This is a genomic window from Mycolicibacterium arabiense, assembly GCF_010731815.2.
Lineage (GTDB): Bacteria > Actinomycetota > Actinomycetes > Mycobacteriales > Mycobacteriaceae > Mycobacterium > Mycobacterium arabiense.
The window spans coordinates 4,349,648-4,363,685 of the sequence record NZ_AP022593.1; the positions used below are offsets into that span (position 1 = coordinate 4,349,648).

Here is a 14,038-nt window from a genome sequence, read left to right on the forward strand (position 1 = left end):
TTCCTTCGTTCATCGGGGCACGGGTGCTCATCGCACGCCCTGGGCGGCGAGTTCCTCGGCGAGTTCGTACAGACTGCCGAGGTCCACGCCGTCGCGGATCGCGGGCAATTCCAGCCGGGGCACGTCGATCTCGTCGAGCTGCTCGGCGCTCTCGGCACGCGCGGCGATGCGCGTCGCATGCTCGATGGCCTCGGTGAGCAGACCCGCGAAGTCCTCGTCGGACAACGTGATTCCCGCCTTGGTCAGCCCGGCCCGCACGGCATCGGCATCGACGACGCCCTCGGCGGCCTTGCTCAGATCCTCGGGTGCCAGGTAGGCCGGGATGTTCCGGTTGACGATGACACTGCCGATCGTCAGATCGAGCTGCCGGAGTTCCTCGATCGCCTCGACCGTCTCCTGAATCGGCAACGCCTCGAGCAGCGTCACCAAGTGAATGGTGGTGAGGTCGGAGTGCAGCACCTTGACCACGCTCTCGGCCTGACCGTGCACCGGCCCGCCCTTCGCTAGATCCGACACGGCCTTCGTCACGTCGAGGAAGCGCGCGATGCGGCCGGTCGGCGGCGAGTCCACGACGACCGCGTCGTAGACCTGTTGCTTGCCCGGCTTGTCGCCGCGCGTCACGATCTCACGGAGCTTGCCGGTGAGCAGGACGTCGCGCAGCCCGGGTGCAATCGTCGTCGCGAATTCCACCGCACCGATGCGACGCATCGCGCGGCCGGCGATGCCCAGGTTGTAGAACATGTCGAGGTATTCGAGGAACGCCGCCTCGGTGTCGATCGCCAGCGCGTTGACCTGGCCCCCGCCGTCGGCCGTGGCGATCTTGACCTCTTCGTAGGGCAGTGGCGGCACGTCGAACAACTGCGCGATTCCCTGGCGCCCCTCGACTTCGACCAGCAGCACCTTGCGTCCACCTGCGGCCAGCGTCAGAGCCAGCGCGGCAGCGACCGTGGATTTGCCGGTACCGCCCTTCCCGGTGACGAAGTGCAGCTTCGCCTTGGACAGCCGAGATGGCCAGCCGACCGTGCTGCGGCTGCTGGACGGGGACGACGTAGTCACACCAGCATGCTATCCAAGGCGGACCTCCGGCCCGATAAGCTCAGCGACATGACTGACATGACGAGGTGGACCGCGTGAGCGAAACGACCAAGTGGGAGTACGCCACGGTCCCCCTCCTGACCCATGCGACCAAGCAAATCCTCGATCAGTGGGGTGCGGACGGCTGGGAGCTGGTGTCGGTGCTGCAGGGCCCCACCGGCGAGCAGCACGTCGCCTACTTGAAGCGGCCTAGGTGACCTCCGCCAACAAGGCGTGGTCGGAGCGGCTGACCGAGCTGGGCATCGAACTGCCCGACGTGGTCGCCCCACTGGCGGCCTACGTCCCCGCGGTCCGGACAGGCAACCTCGTCTACACCGCAGGTCAGCTGCCCATCGTCGCCGGCGAACTCGTCGCGACGGGCAAGGTCGGCGCCGAGGTCACCGCCGAGGACGCACAGGCACTCGCCCGGACCTGCGGACTGAACGCCCTGGCCGCCGTCCATGCGCTGGTCGGCATCGACTCGGTGGTGCGCGTCGTGAAGGCGACCGGCTTCGTTGCATCCGCGCCCGGTTTCGGCGGGCAACCGGCCGTCGTCAACGGCGCGTCGGACCTCTTCGGCGAGATCTTCGGCGAGGCCGGCGCGCACGCCCGCTCCGCGGTCGGGGTGTCGGAACTGCCCCGCAATGCGCCGGTCGAGGTGGAGCTCATCGTCGAGGTCGCGTGAGCGACGATCGGGCGGAGGTGGCGTGAGCGACGATCGGGCGGAGGTCGCGTGAGCGAGGTCCTGGAGCACCCGGCCTACGGGAAGCTCCGCCGCGTCACCGACACGGCGTCGGTCCTGCTGTGCGACAACCCCGGCATGATGACGCTCGACGGCACCAACACCTGGGTGCTGCGGGGGCCGGGCAGCGACGAGATGGTGATCGTCGACCCGGGCCCGGACGACCACGAACACGTCGAGCGCATCGCGGCCCTCGGCAAGATCCCGCTCGTCCTGATCAGCCACAAGCACGGTGACCACACCGACGCCATCGACGCACTCGTCGACCGCACCGGTGCGGTGGTCCGCGCGGTCGGCAGCGGATTCCTGCGGGGGATGGGCGGCCCACTGACCGACGGCGAGGTCATCGACGCAGCCGGCCTGCGCATCACCGTGCTGGCGACGCCCGGACACACGGCCGATTCACTGTCGTTCCTGGTGGACGACGCGGTGCTCACCGCCGACACCGTGTTGGGCCGCGGCACCACCGTCATCGACAACGAGGACGGCAGCTTGCGCGACTACCTCGAGTCGCTGCGTCGACTGCAGGGGTTGGGTCGGCGTGCGGTGCTGCCAGGACACGGGCCCGACCTTCCCCACCTCGAGGCCGTCGCGGCGACGTACCTGCAGCATCGCGAGGAACGGCTCGGACAGGTGCGCGACGCGCTACGGGCGCTCGGCGAGGATGCCACGGCCCGCCAGATCGTCGAACACGTGTACACCGACGTCGACGAGAAGCTGTGGGACCACGCCGAGTGGTCGGTGCAGGCGCAGCTCGACTACCTGCGCGAGTGATTCGCTACCTCGCTCGGCGAGCCAGCCGTTCGGAATCGCTGATCAGCACGCTCTTGCCCTCGAGGCGGATCCAGCCGCGGTGGGCGAAGTCGGCCAGCGCCTTGTTCACCGTCTCGCGCGAGGCGCCGACGAGCTGAGCGATCTCTTCCTGGGTGAGGTCGTGAGTCACCCGCAGCGAACCACCCTCCTGGGTGCCGAAGCGCTGCGCGAGCTGCAGCAGCTGCTTGGCGACGCGGCCGGGCACGTCGGTGAAGATGAGGTCGGCCAGGTTGTTGTTGGTGCGGCGCAGGCGGCGGGCCAGCACGCGCAGCAGCTGATCGGCGATCTCCGGCCGATCCTTGATCCACGCCTTGAGCGCATCGCGGTTCATCGCGACGGCGCGAACCTCGGTGATTGTGGTGGCACTCGAGGTACGAGGCCCCGGATCGAAGATCGACAGCTCGCCGAACATGTCCGACGGACCCATGATGGTCAGCAGGTTCTCGCGACCGTCGGGGGAGCGGCGACCGATCTTCACCTTGCCGGTGATGATGATGTACAGCCGGTCACCGGGTTCGCCTTCGGCGAAGACGGTGTGCCCGCGCGGAAAGTCGACAGGTTGAAGTTCCTTCGTCAGCGCGGAGACCGCTGCTGGTTCGACTCCCTGGAAGATTCCGGCCCTAGCCAGGATCTCGTCCACGTTGCCCCTCTTATGTTCTCGGGTCATCACGACACGCGCAGGCCAAAACCGGTTTGGAATGGCAGATTCAGTCTAGTGGTTGGCCGCTTCTCGACGTGCCAACGCTACACACGATCCGCCTGGCGAGTCGGCTGAAATTCCGGATTGGTCCGGTGATGGACGTATATCCGAGCCGGCAAACCGGATGGCGCTTCGGCGAGTACGGGGTCGCCGTAGCGCCCGCCGAAGGGCTCGTACGGTTCGTAGAAGGCGTTGGAGTCGTACTCGTCGACGTCGTCGCGGGGCGCCGCGGGGCGGGCGCAGTCGGCCTTGGCCTTCTCCAACGCAGCGACCACGTCGGCAGGGGAGACGGCATCGTCGACGAGGTTCTCCTCGAGACGGCTCAGCCCGAACGTCGCCAGCATCAACAATGCTGGGATGAAGGCGACGAGCAACCACGACACAACGCTGAAGTAAACACGCCGAACATCTCAGCGGGATCACGAATTGCCACCGGTCCCAGCATCGTAGAAGTGCCTCGTCAGTAGGCTGGACGACGTGACTGTGCGGGCGCCCGGTGGGAAATGGGACAACGAAACTCACCTGGGCCTGGTGCGCCGGGCGCGACGGATGAATCGCACTCTTGCGCAAGCATTTCCACACGTCTACTGCGAGCTGGACTTCACCACGCCGCTGGAGCTGACCGTCGCCACGATCCTCTCCGCGCAAAGCACCGACAAGCGGGTGAACCTCACCACTCCAGCACTGTTCAAGCGGTACCGAACCGCGCTGGACTACGCCCAGGCCGACCGGGCCGAACTCGAGGAGCTGATCCGCCCCACCGGCTTCTACCGAAACAAGGCCACGTCGTTGCTGCGGCTCGGTCAGGAACTCGTCGAACGCTTCGACGGCGAGGTGCCCAAGACCATCGAAGAACTCGTCACGCTGCCGGGCATCGGACGCAAGACGGCCAACGTCGTACTGGGCAACGCGTTCGACATCCCCGGCATCACCGTCGACACCCACTTCGGCCGGTTGGTGCGGCGGTGGCGGTGGACCGAACTCGAGGACCCGGTCAAGGTCGAGCACGCGATCGGTGGACTCATCGAGCGCCGGGAGTGGACGCTACTGAGCCACCGAGTCATCTTTCACGGTCGGCGTGTCTGCCATGCGCGCAAGCCGGCGTGCGGGGTCTGCGTGCTGGCCAAGGACTGCCCGTCGTTCGGTACCGGCCCGACCGACCCGGCACTGGCCGCCCCGCTGGTGAAGGGACCGGAGACCGAACACCTGCTGGCCCTGGCCGGCCTGTAGGTCGGCTCCGTGACGCGAGGAACGCGACGATGAGCAGGTCGGCGCGCTGGACGGTCGTGGTGCTGGTGGTCCTCGTCGGCCTCGGCGTCGCCTTCTGGCGGGAACTCGACGGCACCCAGACCACCACCGGGCCGCGCGACACCTACGTGGCGCGCGACCACCGCGACGCCGACACCCCCGAGGCGTTGGCGGGCCCGCGCGCCGCGGCCGACCTCCCACCCTGTCCCGGTCCCGGACCCGGCGCGGGACCGCAGCCGCTGCGCGACGTCACCCTCGAGTGCGCGGGCGACGGCGCGCCGGTGAACGTGGGCCGCGCCGTCGACGGCCGCCCCGTCGTGCTGAACCTGTGGGCCTACTGGTGCGGGCCGTGCGCCGACGAACTGCCCGCGATGGCCGAGTACCAGCGCCGGATGGGTTCGGCGGTCTCGGTGATCACCGTCCATCAGGACGAGAACGAAACGGCGGCGCTGCTGCGTCTCGCCGAACTGGGCGTTCGCCTGCCGACACTGCAGGACGGACGCCGCCTCGTCGCCTCGGCACTGAAGGTGCCCAACGTGATGCCCGCGACCGTCGTGCTGCGCATGGACGGTAGCGTTGCCGAGATCCTGCCCCGGTCATTCGCCACTGCCGACGAGATCGCGGAGGCTGTGAACCCACGGATTGGAGTGCAGGGTTGAGCGCGGAGCACGACGGGGATCGATTGACCCCCGATGCCGCCCCGGCCTGGCTGAAGGGTCTCGTCGACAACGTCCGAGACATCCCCGACGCCTACACCCGGCGCGTCCCACCTGAGGTCCGCGCGGCCTTCGAGGTGGCCAGCACCGCCGCGACGGTGACGGGCACCCGACGCGACGCCGCGGTGCTCGTCCTCTTCTCCGGTCCACGCGACGCGCCCGCAGGGACACTGCCCGACGACGCCGACCTGCTCGTCACCGTGCGCGCCTCGACGCTGCGCAACCATGCCGGCCAGGCCGCCTTCCCCGGCGGGGCCAGCGACCCGGAGGACACCGGTCCGGTGTTCACGGCGCTGCGCGAGGCCCGTGAGGAGACCGGCATCGACACCGACCGACTGCATCCGCTCGCGGTCCTCGAGCGGATGTTCATCCCGCCGTCGAACTTCCACGTCGTACCAGTGCTCGCGTACTCGGCGGACCCGGGCCCCGTCGGCGTCGTCAGCCCCGGTGAGACCGCGATCGTCGCGCGCGTGCCGGTGCGGGCCTTCGTGAACCCGGAGAACCGGCTGATGGTCTACCGCAAGCAGAAGTCACGCCGCTACGCAGGCCCGGCATTCCTGCTCAACCAAATGCTGGTGTGGGGTTTCACCGGTCAGGTCATCTCCGCTCTGCTCGACGTCGCGGGCTGGGCCAAGCCGTGGAACACCGACGACGTGCGCGAACTCGACTCGGCAATGGCGCTCGTCGACGCCACCAGCAGCTACGGTGAGGGCCAACGATGACTTCCTCGCAGTGGCTGGATCTGGCCGTTCTCGCCGTCGCCTTCGTCGCCGCCGTCTCCGGCTGGCGTTCCGGGGCGTTGGGCTCCCTGCTGTCCTTCGTCGGCGTGATACTCGGCGCGGTGGCAGGCGTCCTGCTCGCACCGCACGTCGTCAGCCACGTCGACGGCCCGCGTTCGAAGCTGTTCGTGACGCTGTTCCTGATCCTCGGGCTGGTGGTGATCGGCGAGATCGCAGGCGTGGTGCTGGGCCGCGCCGTGCGGGGCGCCATCCGCAACCGGGCGATGCGCACAGCCGACTCCGTGGTCGGCGTGGCACTGCAACTGGTGGCCGTGCTGATCGCCGCCTGGCTGCTCGCCACCCCGCTGACGTCGTCGGATCAGCCGGATCTCGCTGCCGCCGTACGCGGTTCGCGCGTGCTCGCCGAAGTCAACGACGTCGCCCCGTCGTGGCTGCAGCGGGTGCCCGCGCGGCTCTCGGCCCTGCTGGACACCTCGGGACTGCCCGACGTGCTGCAACCGTTCGGCAGGACGCCGATCGCCAACGTCGACGTTCCCGACGCCGCGCTCGCCACCGACCAGGTTGTCGCAGCCACCCGGCCCAGCGTGCTCAAGATCCGCGGCGTGGCGCCGAGTTGCCAAAAGGTGCTCGAGGGCAGCGGTTTCGTCGTCGCGCCGAACCGGGTGATGTCCAACGCGCACGTGGTCGCCGGGTCCGAGACCGTGACCGTCGAGGTCGACGGCCAGAGCTACGATGCCAGCGTGGTGTCCTACGACCCGAACGCCGACATCTCGATCCTCGACGTGCCGAACCTGCCGTCGGCACCGCTGGAGTTCCACATGGCCGAGGCGGAGTCCGGGACCGACTCGGTCGTGCTCGGCTACCCGGGCGGCGGGGACTTCACCGCCACCCCGGCCAGGATCCGGGAGATCATTCAGCTCAACGGGCCCGACATCTACCACACCACGACGGTGACTCGTGAGGTCTACACCATCAGGGGCACTGTGCGGCAAGGCAACTCGGGTGGGCCGCTGATCGACCGCGAGGGCCGGGTGCTGGGCGTGGTGTTCGGTGCCGCGGTCGACGACGTCGACACCGGCTTCGTGCTGACCGCCAACGAGGTGGCCAAGCAGATGGCGAAGGTCGGCAGCAGCGAGCGCGTCGCCACCGGCACCTGCATCTCCTAGGTGCCGTACACCTGGGCGAGTAATCTGGTGAACTGCTCGCTGACCGCCTCGGGCGCCTCTTCGTGGGCGTAGTGCCCGGCACCCTCGATGGTCGCGTACCGGCCGTGCGGGGCGTACCGCTGGGTGCGGTGCACCGCGTCGGGCAGCACGTAGGGATCGGCGTCGCCGCGCAGATGCAGCATCGGCACCGTCAGCGGACGCTTCATCGACTTCATGAAGCGCCGACCCTCACCGCGGAGCTGGCTGCGGACGGCCCAGCGCTGGTACTCCAGCGCGGTGTGCGCCGCGAACGGGATCTGGATCGCCTTGCGCAGATGCGGGATCGTCTCCGCGAAGTCCTCGGATGCCTGCCACTTCCCGGTCGAACGGCTGCGGACCAGCGACTCGAGTTGCGCGGCGTCGTGGCGGACGAGTCTGCGCTCGGGCAGGAACGGAACCTGGTAACGCAGCAACGACGGCAGCAGGGCGAGACCCTGATCGCGCCGGCGCAGCGCCGACGACCGGAGCGCGACCGGGTGCGGTGAGCTGACCAGACCGACCGCACGGACCGCCCGCGGGTGCAGCATCGCGGTCGCCCAGCACACCAGTCCGCCGTCTGCGTGACCGATGAGCGTGGCCCGTTCGTGGCCGAGTGCGCGGATCAGACCGGCCGTGTCGCCGGCCAGCGTCCAGCCGTCGTAGCCGCGCGGCGGCTTGTCTGAGTCGCCGTAGCCGCGCAGGTCGACGGCCACCACGCGTGCGCCGCTGAGGCTGCGCAGCTGGTGCCGCCACGACCACCAAAAGGACCCGAACCCGTGCAGCATGATGACCAGGGGCCGTTCCGCGTTGGCCGGGACCGGCTCGGAGTGCGCCTCCACGACGTGGAACCGAATCCCGTTGGCGTGCACCTGCAGATGCCGCCATGGCCCGTCGATCCGCACGACCGAGGGGTCGGGCGGCTGCCGGACGTCACCGCGTGAGCGGCCGGCCATCTACCAGCCCGAGGGGTCTGTGGTCGACTGCGCCGGAATGGCCGGCTGCTTGGGGTCGTGGCCGCCGGGCGTGAACGCCTCCCGAGCCTCCTTGACCGATTCGATCGTCTTCTGCGGACCTCGGATCCGGCGGACCTTCAGGTAGCCCAGCAGCGCGAAGAGGATGGTCGTCAGCACCATGACGCCGAACACGATCAGGAACGCCGCCCACCGCCAGATCCAGGTGTCGAGCAGCTCGGCGACGAAGAAGAACAGGAAGAACGTCGAGTAGAACAGCACGACGAGCGCCAGGATGAAGTAGACGCTTCCGGTCAGGCCCTTCTTCACGTCGCGCGTGATCTCGGCCTTGGCCAGCTCGACCTCGGCCCGGACCAACGTCGACACCTGCGCCGTCGCGTCCTTCACCAGGTCGCCGACCGATGGATCGGCCTTGGGGGCATGCGGATCCACCAGAGGGATCGACGCCACCGTGGTCGGCACGCCGTTCTTACGGTCGCCAGCGCTCATGGACGGGTCCTCCGCGTCGGGGTCATTGCGGATCATGTTGCCATGTCGCGCGGGGCTCAACCGTCCCGCCCGGCCTAGACTGACCGAGTTTCGCGTTCAGCGGGTCGGGGCAGACGTTAGAGGTGCCAGGAGTGCAGCAAAGAACACAGTGGTGGCGCGGCGCCGTCGTCGTGAGCGTCGTCGCCCTCGCGATGGCGCTGCTCGCTCCGACGGTCACGCCGGCTCGGGCCGCGGACCTGGTGCCGCTGGGCGGTGGCTCCGGCATCGTGATCAACGGCGAGGCGTTCTGCACGCTGACCGCGATCGGCAACGACAGCCGCGGCAACCTGATCGGCTTCACCTCGGCACACTGCGGAGGCCCGGGCGCACAGGTCGCTTCCGAGGCCGCCGAGAACCAGGGCATCCTCGGGACGATGGTGGCGGGCAACGACGCGCTCGACTACGCCGTCATCCAGTTCGATCCGGCGCGGGTGCTGCCCGTCAACAACGTTAACGGCTTCCAGATCGACGGCATTGGCCCGGACCCGGCGTTCGGCGAGGTGTCGTGCAAGCTGGGCCGCACCACCGGCTACTCCTGCGGCGTCACGTGGGGCCCCGGCAAGGAGCCCGGCACCATCGTCAGCCAGGTGTGCGGCCAGCCCGGCGACTCGGGCGCACCGGTCACGGTGAACAACCGGCTCGTCGGCATGATCCACGGCGCGTTCAGCGAGGAACTGCCCACCTGTGTGGTCAAGTTCGTCCCGCTGCACACGCCCGCCGTCACGATGTCGATCAACGCCGTGCTGGCCGACATCACCGCCAAGAACCGCCCCGGATCCGGCTTCGTTCCGGTCGGGGCGGTCCCCGCGGCCTGACCTACTTGCTGGCGCGGATCGCCTCGAAGACGCTCGGATCGACCAGCGTCGAGGTGTCGCCGAGTTCGCGGCCCTCGGCCACGTCACGCAGCAGGCGGCGCATGATCTTGCCGCTGCGGGTCTTCGGCAGCTCGGGCACGACGTGGATCTCGCGGGGCCGGGCGATCGGGGAGATCTCCTTCGCCACCTCGGCACGTAGCTCGTCGACCATGTCCTCGGCGCCGCCCTTGGCGCTCGCCTTCAGGATCACGAACGCGCAGATGGCCTGACCGGTCTGCTCGTCGGTAGCGCCGACGACGGCGGCCTCGGCGACGCCCGAGTGCCCGACGAGTGCCGACTCGACTTCGGCGGTCGAGATGCGGTGCCCGGAGATGTTCATGACGTCGTCGATGCGGCCCAGCACCCAGATCTCGCCGTCCTTGCCGTACCGGGCGCCGTCACCGGCGAAGTACCAGCCCTGCTCGGCGAACCGCGACCAGTAGGTCTCCTTGAACCGCTCCGGGTCGCCCCAGATGCCGCGCAGCATCGACGGCCACGGCTTGTCGAGCACCAGGTAGCCGTTGGCCTGCTCGCCGTGGTCGGTGCCCGGCTCGAGCTGGTTGCCGTCGTCGTCGACGATCTTGGCCGAGATGCCCGGCAGCGGCGTCATGGCCGAACCCGGCTTGGCGTCGGTGACGCCGGGCAGCGGCGAGATCATGATGGCGCCGGTCTCGGTCTGCCACCACGTGTCGACGATCGGCGTCCTGTCGGCACCGAACACCGTGCGGTACCAGCGCCACGCCTCGGGGTTGATGGGCTCGCCCACCGAGCCCAGCAGGCGCAGGCTCGACAGGTCGTGCTCGGCGGCGATCTGCCTGCCCAGCTTCATGAACGTGCGGACCAGGGTCGGCGCCGTGTAATAGATTGTGACGCCGTACTTCTCGATGACCTCGAAGTGCCGGTGCTCGGTCGGTGAGGTCGGCGTGCCCTCGTAGACCACCTGCGTCACGCCGTTCGACAGCGGGCCGTAAACGATGTAGGTGTGCCCGGTGACCCAGCCGATGTCGGCCGTGCACCAGTACACGTCGGTCTCGGGCTTGACGTCGAAGACGTTGTAGTGGGTGTACGACGACTGCGTCAGGTAGCCGCCGGTCGTGTGCATGATGCCCTTGGGCTTGCCGGTCGTGCCCGAGGTGTAGAGCAGGAACAGCGGGTGCTCGGCGTCGAACGCCTCGTAGGCGTGGTCGGTCGAGGCGCGATCGACGACCTCGTCCCACCACAGGTCCCGACCTTCGGTCCACTCGACGTCGATCCCGGTGCGGCGCACCACCAGAACGTTGGTGACGGTGGTCTCGCCCTTGACGGCCTCGTCCACGGCTTCCTTGAGCGACGCCGCCTTGCCGCGGCGGTACTGCCCGTCGGTGGTGATGACGATCTTGGCCTCGGCGTCCTCGATGCGTGCGCGCAGCGCAGACGCGGAGTAGCCGGCGAACACCACCGAGTGCATGACGCCGAGCCGCGCGCACGCCAGCATCGCGACGATGGCCTCGGGGATCATGGGCATGTAGATCGCGACGCGGTCACCGGCGACCAGTCCGAGTTCGGTCAGGGCGTTGGCGGCCTTGCACACCTCGTCCTTGAGTTCGGCGTAGGTGATGGTGCGCTGATCGTCGACCGGTTCACCGACCCAGTGGATGGCGACCCGGTCGCCGTTGCCTGCCTCGACGTGGCGGTCGACGCAGTTGTAGGCGACGTTGAGCTTGCCGCCGACGAACCACTTCGCGAACGGTGCCTCCGACCAGTCGAGCACCTCGGTGAACGGTGTCTCCCAGGACAACCGGTTGGCCTGGTCGGCCCAGAAGGCGAGCCGGTCCCGCTCGGCCGCGTCGTACAGCTCACCGGTGGCGTTGGCGTTCGAGGCGAAGTCGGCGGAAGGCGGGTAGGACGACTGGGCCTCGGTGTGCGTGTCGGACATGGATGTGACTGTAGTCACCAGACGTTGCACCGCGGTTGCTGACTCACATCGTCGGCTGCGGGCGGTGCCGCAGGAGCGACGAGCGAGCGGAGAGTCGGGCTCAACGGTCGTCGCTGCTGCCCGGACACCGTGCGGAGACCGTGTCGCGAGGGGGATTACCGTGTGCGGTCGTGGCCGACTTCGATCCCCTCGCCCCGCTCGCGGACCTCCCCGGTGTGGCCGCCGCAGGCGACGAGGCGCGTGAAGCCCTCGGCCGCGCGCACCGGCACAAGTACAACCTGCGGGGCTGGCCCACCGCGGCGGCCGAGGCGTCGGTCCGCGCCGCTCGGGCGTCGTCGGTGCTGGACGGCGGAACCCTGGTGCTGGCCAATGCGGGGGAGGCCGACCCCATCCTGTCCGGCGCGCTGCGGGTCGCCGAGGCGCTGGAGGGCGGTGCCACGGCGCTGGTCGGGGTGTGGCAGCGCGCGCCGCTGCAGGCGATTGCGCGGCTGCACGCGCTGGCGGCATCGGATCTCGCCGACGACGACCGGTTGGGCAGGCCGCGAGCCGACGGTGACGCGGCCCGTCGCCTCGAACTGCTCGGCGACATCATGACCAGCGGCACGAAGGTGCCCGCCCACGTCCTGGCGGCCGTCGCCCACGGCGAGCTGCTGACGTTGGAGCCGTTCGGCGTGGCCGACGGCGTGGTGGCGCGGGCGGTGTCCCGGCTCATCACCATCAACAGCGGGCTGGATCCGCACGGCCTCGGCGTGCCGGAGATGTATTGGATGCGGCAGTCGGGCGATTACAAGGCCTCGGCTCGCGGATTCGCCGCCGGTACGCCGGACGGGCTGACGGCGTGGCTGATCAACAGTGCGCGTGGTCTGCATGCCGGCGCTCGGGAAGCGTTGAGCATCGCCCAGGCGCTATCCGAGTGAGCGGCCGGCCGGGCGCCAGCAAACGTAAAGCGGGCGACGCTCCGATCCACATTCGAGATGTGACTCGGCTCGTCGCCCGCTAGCACGGAACCCGGTTACCAAGCGTGCTTGGTGGGCTGCGTGGGTTGACCTCGGCGTTCTCGCGATGCGCTACGGCTGTGACTCCACCCAAGAAGTCGTCGTCACCGCTCGCTTTTCTCGATTCCGCAGGCCCGCAACACTTTTGCCATATCGCGGCGTGCTCCGCGTGGGTACCGGGGATCCGTGCTGGGTAGCTCGAGTCGGGAGAACGTACCTTCTCTTCCGGTGCGGTCTTGGCCTCGTCGAGCTTCCGTGCTTCCTTTGTACTCCGTGACGGCGGTCACATCAAGGGTCAAAACCAGCGCGTCGCCGGATCGTTACGGCGGAAGCGCTCAGCTACGTCGTCCGGTGGGTCACAACGCGAATCGGCGCAGCAGCGAGTAGGTGAGCGCACCGGCCGCCAGTGCGCTGGCGCCGACCGCGACCGAGGTGGCGACGGCGGCGCCGGAGGGAGCGGGGATCCGGTCGCGCAGGGGGACCGGCCGGTTGAAGGTGCGTGCCGGCCAACCGCGCGCCGCGGCCTCCTTGCGCAGCGCCCGGTCGGGGTTCACCACCGTGGGGTGGCCGACGGCCTCGAGCATCGGCAGGTCGGTGATCGAGTCGGAGTAGGCGTAGCAGTGCTCGAGCGAGTAGCCCTCGCGCGCAGCCAGTTCGCGAATGGCGTCGACTTTGCCCTCGCCGTAGCAGTAGAACGCGATCTCGCCGGTGTACTTGCCGTCCTCGACCACCATGCGGGTGGCCATGGCATGCGTGGCCCCGATGGCCCGCGCGATCGGCGCGACGATCTCCTCGCCGGACGCCGAGACGACGACGACGTCGCGGCCACAGAGCTTGTGGTCGGCGATGAGGTTCGCGGCCTCCGCGAAGACGAGCGGATCGACGATGTCGTGCAGCGCCTCGGCGACGATCGACTTCACCTGGTCGACGTTCCACCCGGTGCACATGTTGGTGATGTACGAGCGCATCCGGTCCATCTGCTCGTGATCGGCGCCCGACATCAGGAAGAGGAACTGCGCATAGGCCGACTTGAGCACCGTCTGCCGGTTGATGAGGCCCTGATCGAAGAAGGGTTTGCTGAACGCGAGGGTGCTCGACTTGGCGATCACGGTCTTGTCCAGGTCGAAGAACGCGGCCGTCCGCACCGGGTGGTCGGCCTCGGGCGCCGGCGGAACCGTGCGGACGTCGTCCGAGGCCGAGTCGGAGGCGGTCACGATCACAGCATAGGTGGCCGGGCGTGACCCGACCCCGAGCCGGCGGCGGGGTGGCAGAATCAGCCACCTGCGGGTGGCTGCAACATTCCAGGTCACGACGTGGTTTCGGCAACGGGCAAGTCTTGCGCTGCGACCTGTCGGCGTGTGTATAGTGAACATCACTCGGCTTATGCCGGGTGTGGATCAGCCCGACCCCCCGGGGCTGATACACGACGACCTCCGCCTCCTCCCCCCCTGGCGGGGGTCGTCCCTTTTCTGGGGGAGGTTTTGCTGGCACCCCCGCTCGGACGCACCCACTAGAGCCGCTCCGGAGGTAGCCGGGCAGCCACGCCACTTCGTAATTC

16 protein-coding genes are annotated in these 14,038 nt (G+C 68.9%); 9 read left to right on the forward strand and 7 right to left on the reverse strand.

Annotation, left to right across the window (positions count from 1 at the left end):
- Window positions 1-27: 27 nt before the first annotated feature.
- Complete coding sequence (locus G6N61_RS22555) at window positions 28-1,056, reverse strand: ATPase BagA (protein WP_163921284.1); 1,029 nt, start codon at window positions 1,054-1,056, stop codon at window positions 28-30.
- A 74-nt stretch (window positions 1,057-1,130) separates the two neighbouring features.
- Between G6N61_RS22555 and G6N61_RS22560 the strand changes: the two genes are divergently transcribed.
- From G6N61_RS22560 to G6N61_RS22570, 3 genes are read left to right on the forward strand one after another with little or no spacing between them, the layout of a single operon-like run.
- The gene (locus tag G6N61_RS22560; RefSeq protein WP_163921286.1) at window positions 1,131-1,292 is read left to right on the forward strand and encodes a Sp36 family protein; all 162 of its coding nucleotides are present in this window, start codon (window positions 1,131-1,133) and stop codon (window positions 1,290-1,292) included.
- Window positions 1,289-1,759, forward strand: a complete 471-nt coding sequence (locus G6N61_RS22565) for a RidA family protein (RefSeq protein ID WP_163921289.1) — start codon at window positions 1,289-1,291, stop codon at window positions 1,757-1,759. The genes G6N61_RS22560 and G6N61_RS22565 overlap by 4 nt, the downstream gene beginning before the upstream one ends.
- A gap of 48 nt (window positions 1,760-1,807) precedes the next feature.
- Window positions 1,808-2,590, forward strand: a complete 783-nt coding sequence (locus tag G6N61_RS22570; RefSeq protein ID WP_179973507.1) for an MBL fold metallo-hydrolase — start codon at window positions 1,808-1,810, stop codon at window positions 2,588-2,590.
- Between the two features lie 4 nt (window positions 2,591-2,594).
- On the opposite strand, the gene G6N61_RS22575 is transcribed toward G6N61_RS22570, so the two are convergent.
- Both G6N61_RS22575 and G6N61_RS22580 read right to left on the reverse strand, forming a co-directional pair.
- Window positions 2,595-3,269, reverse strand: coding sequence for a Crp/Fnr family transcriptional regulator (locus G6N61_RS22575; protein ID WP_163795365.1), 675 nt, complete (start codon window positions 3,267-3,269; stop codon window positions 2,595-2,597).
- A 104-nt stretch (window positions 3,270-3,373) separates the two neighbouring features.
- Complete coding sequence (locus tag G6N61_RS22580) at window positions 3,374-3,712, reverse strand: hypothetical protein (protein WP_163921292.1); 339 nt, start codon at window positions 3,710-3,712, stop codon at window positions 3,374-3,376.
- A gap of 94 nt (window positions 3,713-3,806) precedes the next feature.
- On the opposite strand from G6N61_RS22580, the gene nth reads away from it, so the two are divergent.
- The 4 genes from nth to marP are packed head-to-tail and all read left to right on the forward strand — an operon-like array spanning window position 3,807 to window position 7,199.
- Complete coding sequence (gene nth / locus G6N61_RS22585) at window positions 3,807-4,559, forward strand: endonuclease III (protein WP_235887259.1); 753 nt, start codon at window positions 3,807-3,809, stop codon at window positions 4,557-4,559.
- Window positions 4,560-4,588: 29 nt separating this feature from the next.
- On the forward strand, window positions 4,589-5,236 hold the full coding sequence (locus tag G6N61_RS22590; RefSeq protein WP_163921295.1) for a TlpA family protein disulfide reductase: 648 nt from the start codon (window positions 4,589-4,591) through the stop codon (window positions 5,234-5,236).
- Complete coding sequence (locus tag G6N61_RS22595; protein WP_163921298.1) at window positions 5,233-6,015, forward strand: NUDIX hydrolase; 783 nt, start codon at window positions 5,233-5,235, stop codon at window positions 6,013-6,015. The genes G6N61_RS22590 and G6N61_RS22595 overlap by 4 nt, the downstream gene beginning before the upstream one ends.
- Complete coding sequence (gene marP, locus G6N61_RS22600) at window positions 6,012-7,199, forward strand: acid resistance serine protease MarP (RefSeq protein ID WP_163921301.1); 1,188 nt, start codon at window positions 6,012-6,014, stop codon at window positions 7,197-7,199. Before G6N61_RS22595 ends, marP begins: the two co-directional genes overlap by 4 nt.
- Here the strand turns inward: marP and G6N61_RS22605 are convergent.
- Entirely contained in the window at window positions 7,196-8,170 is a 975-nt protein-coding gene (locus G6N61_RS22605) for an alpha/beta fold hydrolase (protein WP_163921306.1), read from the reverse strand. The genes marP and G6N61_RS22605 overlap by 4 nt on opposite strands.
- Window positions 8,171-8,677 carry a phage holin family protein gene (locus G6N61_RS22610; protein WP_163921309.1) on the reverse strand — a complete coding sequence of 169 codons (507 nt, stop codon included), beginning with the start codon at window positions 8,675-8,677 and terminating at the stop codon, window positions 8,171-8,173.
- A gap of 191 nt (window positions 8,678-8,868) precedes the next feature.
- Here G6N61_RS22610 and G6N61_RS22615 point away from each other — a divergent pair, with 191 nt between their 5' ends.
- Complete coding sequence (locus G6N61_RS22615) at window positions 8,869-9,531, forward strand: S1 family peptidase (RefSeq protein WP_163925030.1); 663 nt, start codon at window positions 8,869-8,871, stop codon at window positions 9,529-9,531.
- 1 nt (window position 9,532) lies between these two features.
- On the opposite strand, the gene acs is transcribed toward G6N61_RS22615, so the two are convergent.
- Window positions 9,533-11,485, reverse strand: coding sequence for an acetate--CoA ligase (gene acs, locus G6N61_RS22620; protein ID WP_163921312.1), 1,953 nt, complete (start codon window positions 11,483-11,485; stop codon window positions 9,533-9,535).
- A 170-nt stretch (window positions 11,486-11,655) separates the two neighbouring features.
- Between acs and G6N61_RS22625 the strand changes: the two genes are divergently transcribed.
- Window positions 11,656-12,402, forward strand: coding sequence for a Fic family protein (locus G6N61_RS22625; protein WP_163921315.1), 747 nt, complete (start codon window positions 11,656-11,658; stop codon window positions 12,400-12,402).
- A gap of 434 nt (window positions 12,403-12,836) precedes the next feature.
- On the opposite strand, the gene G6N61_RS22630 is transcribed toward G6N61_RS22625, so the two are convergent.
- On the reverse strand, window positions 12,837-13,694 hold the full coding sequence (locus tag G6N61_RS22630; protein WP_163921318.1) for an HAD-IB family hydrolase: 858 nt from the start codon (window positions 13,692-13,694) through the stop codon (window positions 12,837-12,839).
- Window positions 13,695-14,038 lie beyond the last annotated feature (344 nt).

Excerpts from the sequence above, each read along its gene's own strand:
- marP (WP_163921301.1), top strand. The coding sequence starts at position 6,012 with ATGACTTCCTCGCAGTGGCTGGATCTGGCCGTTCTCGCCGTCGCCTTC.
- acs (WP_163921312.1), bottom strand. The coding sequence starts at position 11,485 with ATGTCCGACACGCACACCGAGGCCCAGTCGTCCTACCCGCCTTCCGCC.
- G6N61_RS22615 (WP_163925030.1), top strand. The coding sequence starts at position 8,869 with ATGGCGCTGCTCGCTCCGACGGTCACGCCGGCTCGGGCCGCGGACCTG.
- G6N61_RS22605 (WP_163921306.1), bottom strand. The coding sequence starts at position 8,170 with ATGGCCGGCCGCTCACGCGGTGACGTCCGGCAGCCGCCCGACCCCTCG.
- G6N61_RS22590 (WP_163921295.1), top strand. The coding sequence starts at position 4,589 with ATGAGCAGGTCGGCGCGCTGGACGGTCGTGGTGCTGGTGGTCCTCGTC.
- G6N61_RS22610 (WP_163921309.1), bottom strand. The coding sequence starts at position 8,677 with ATGAGCGCTGGCGACCGTAAGAACGGCGTGCCGACCACGGTGGCGTCG.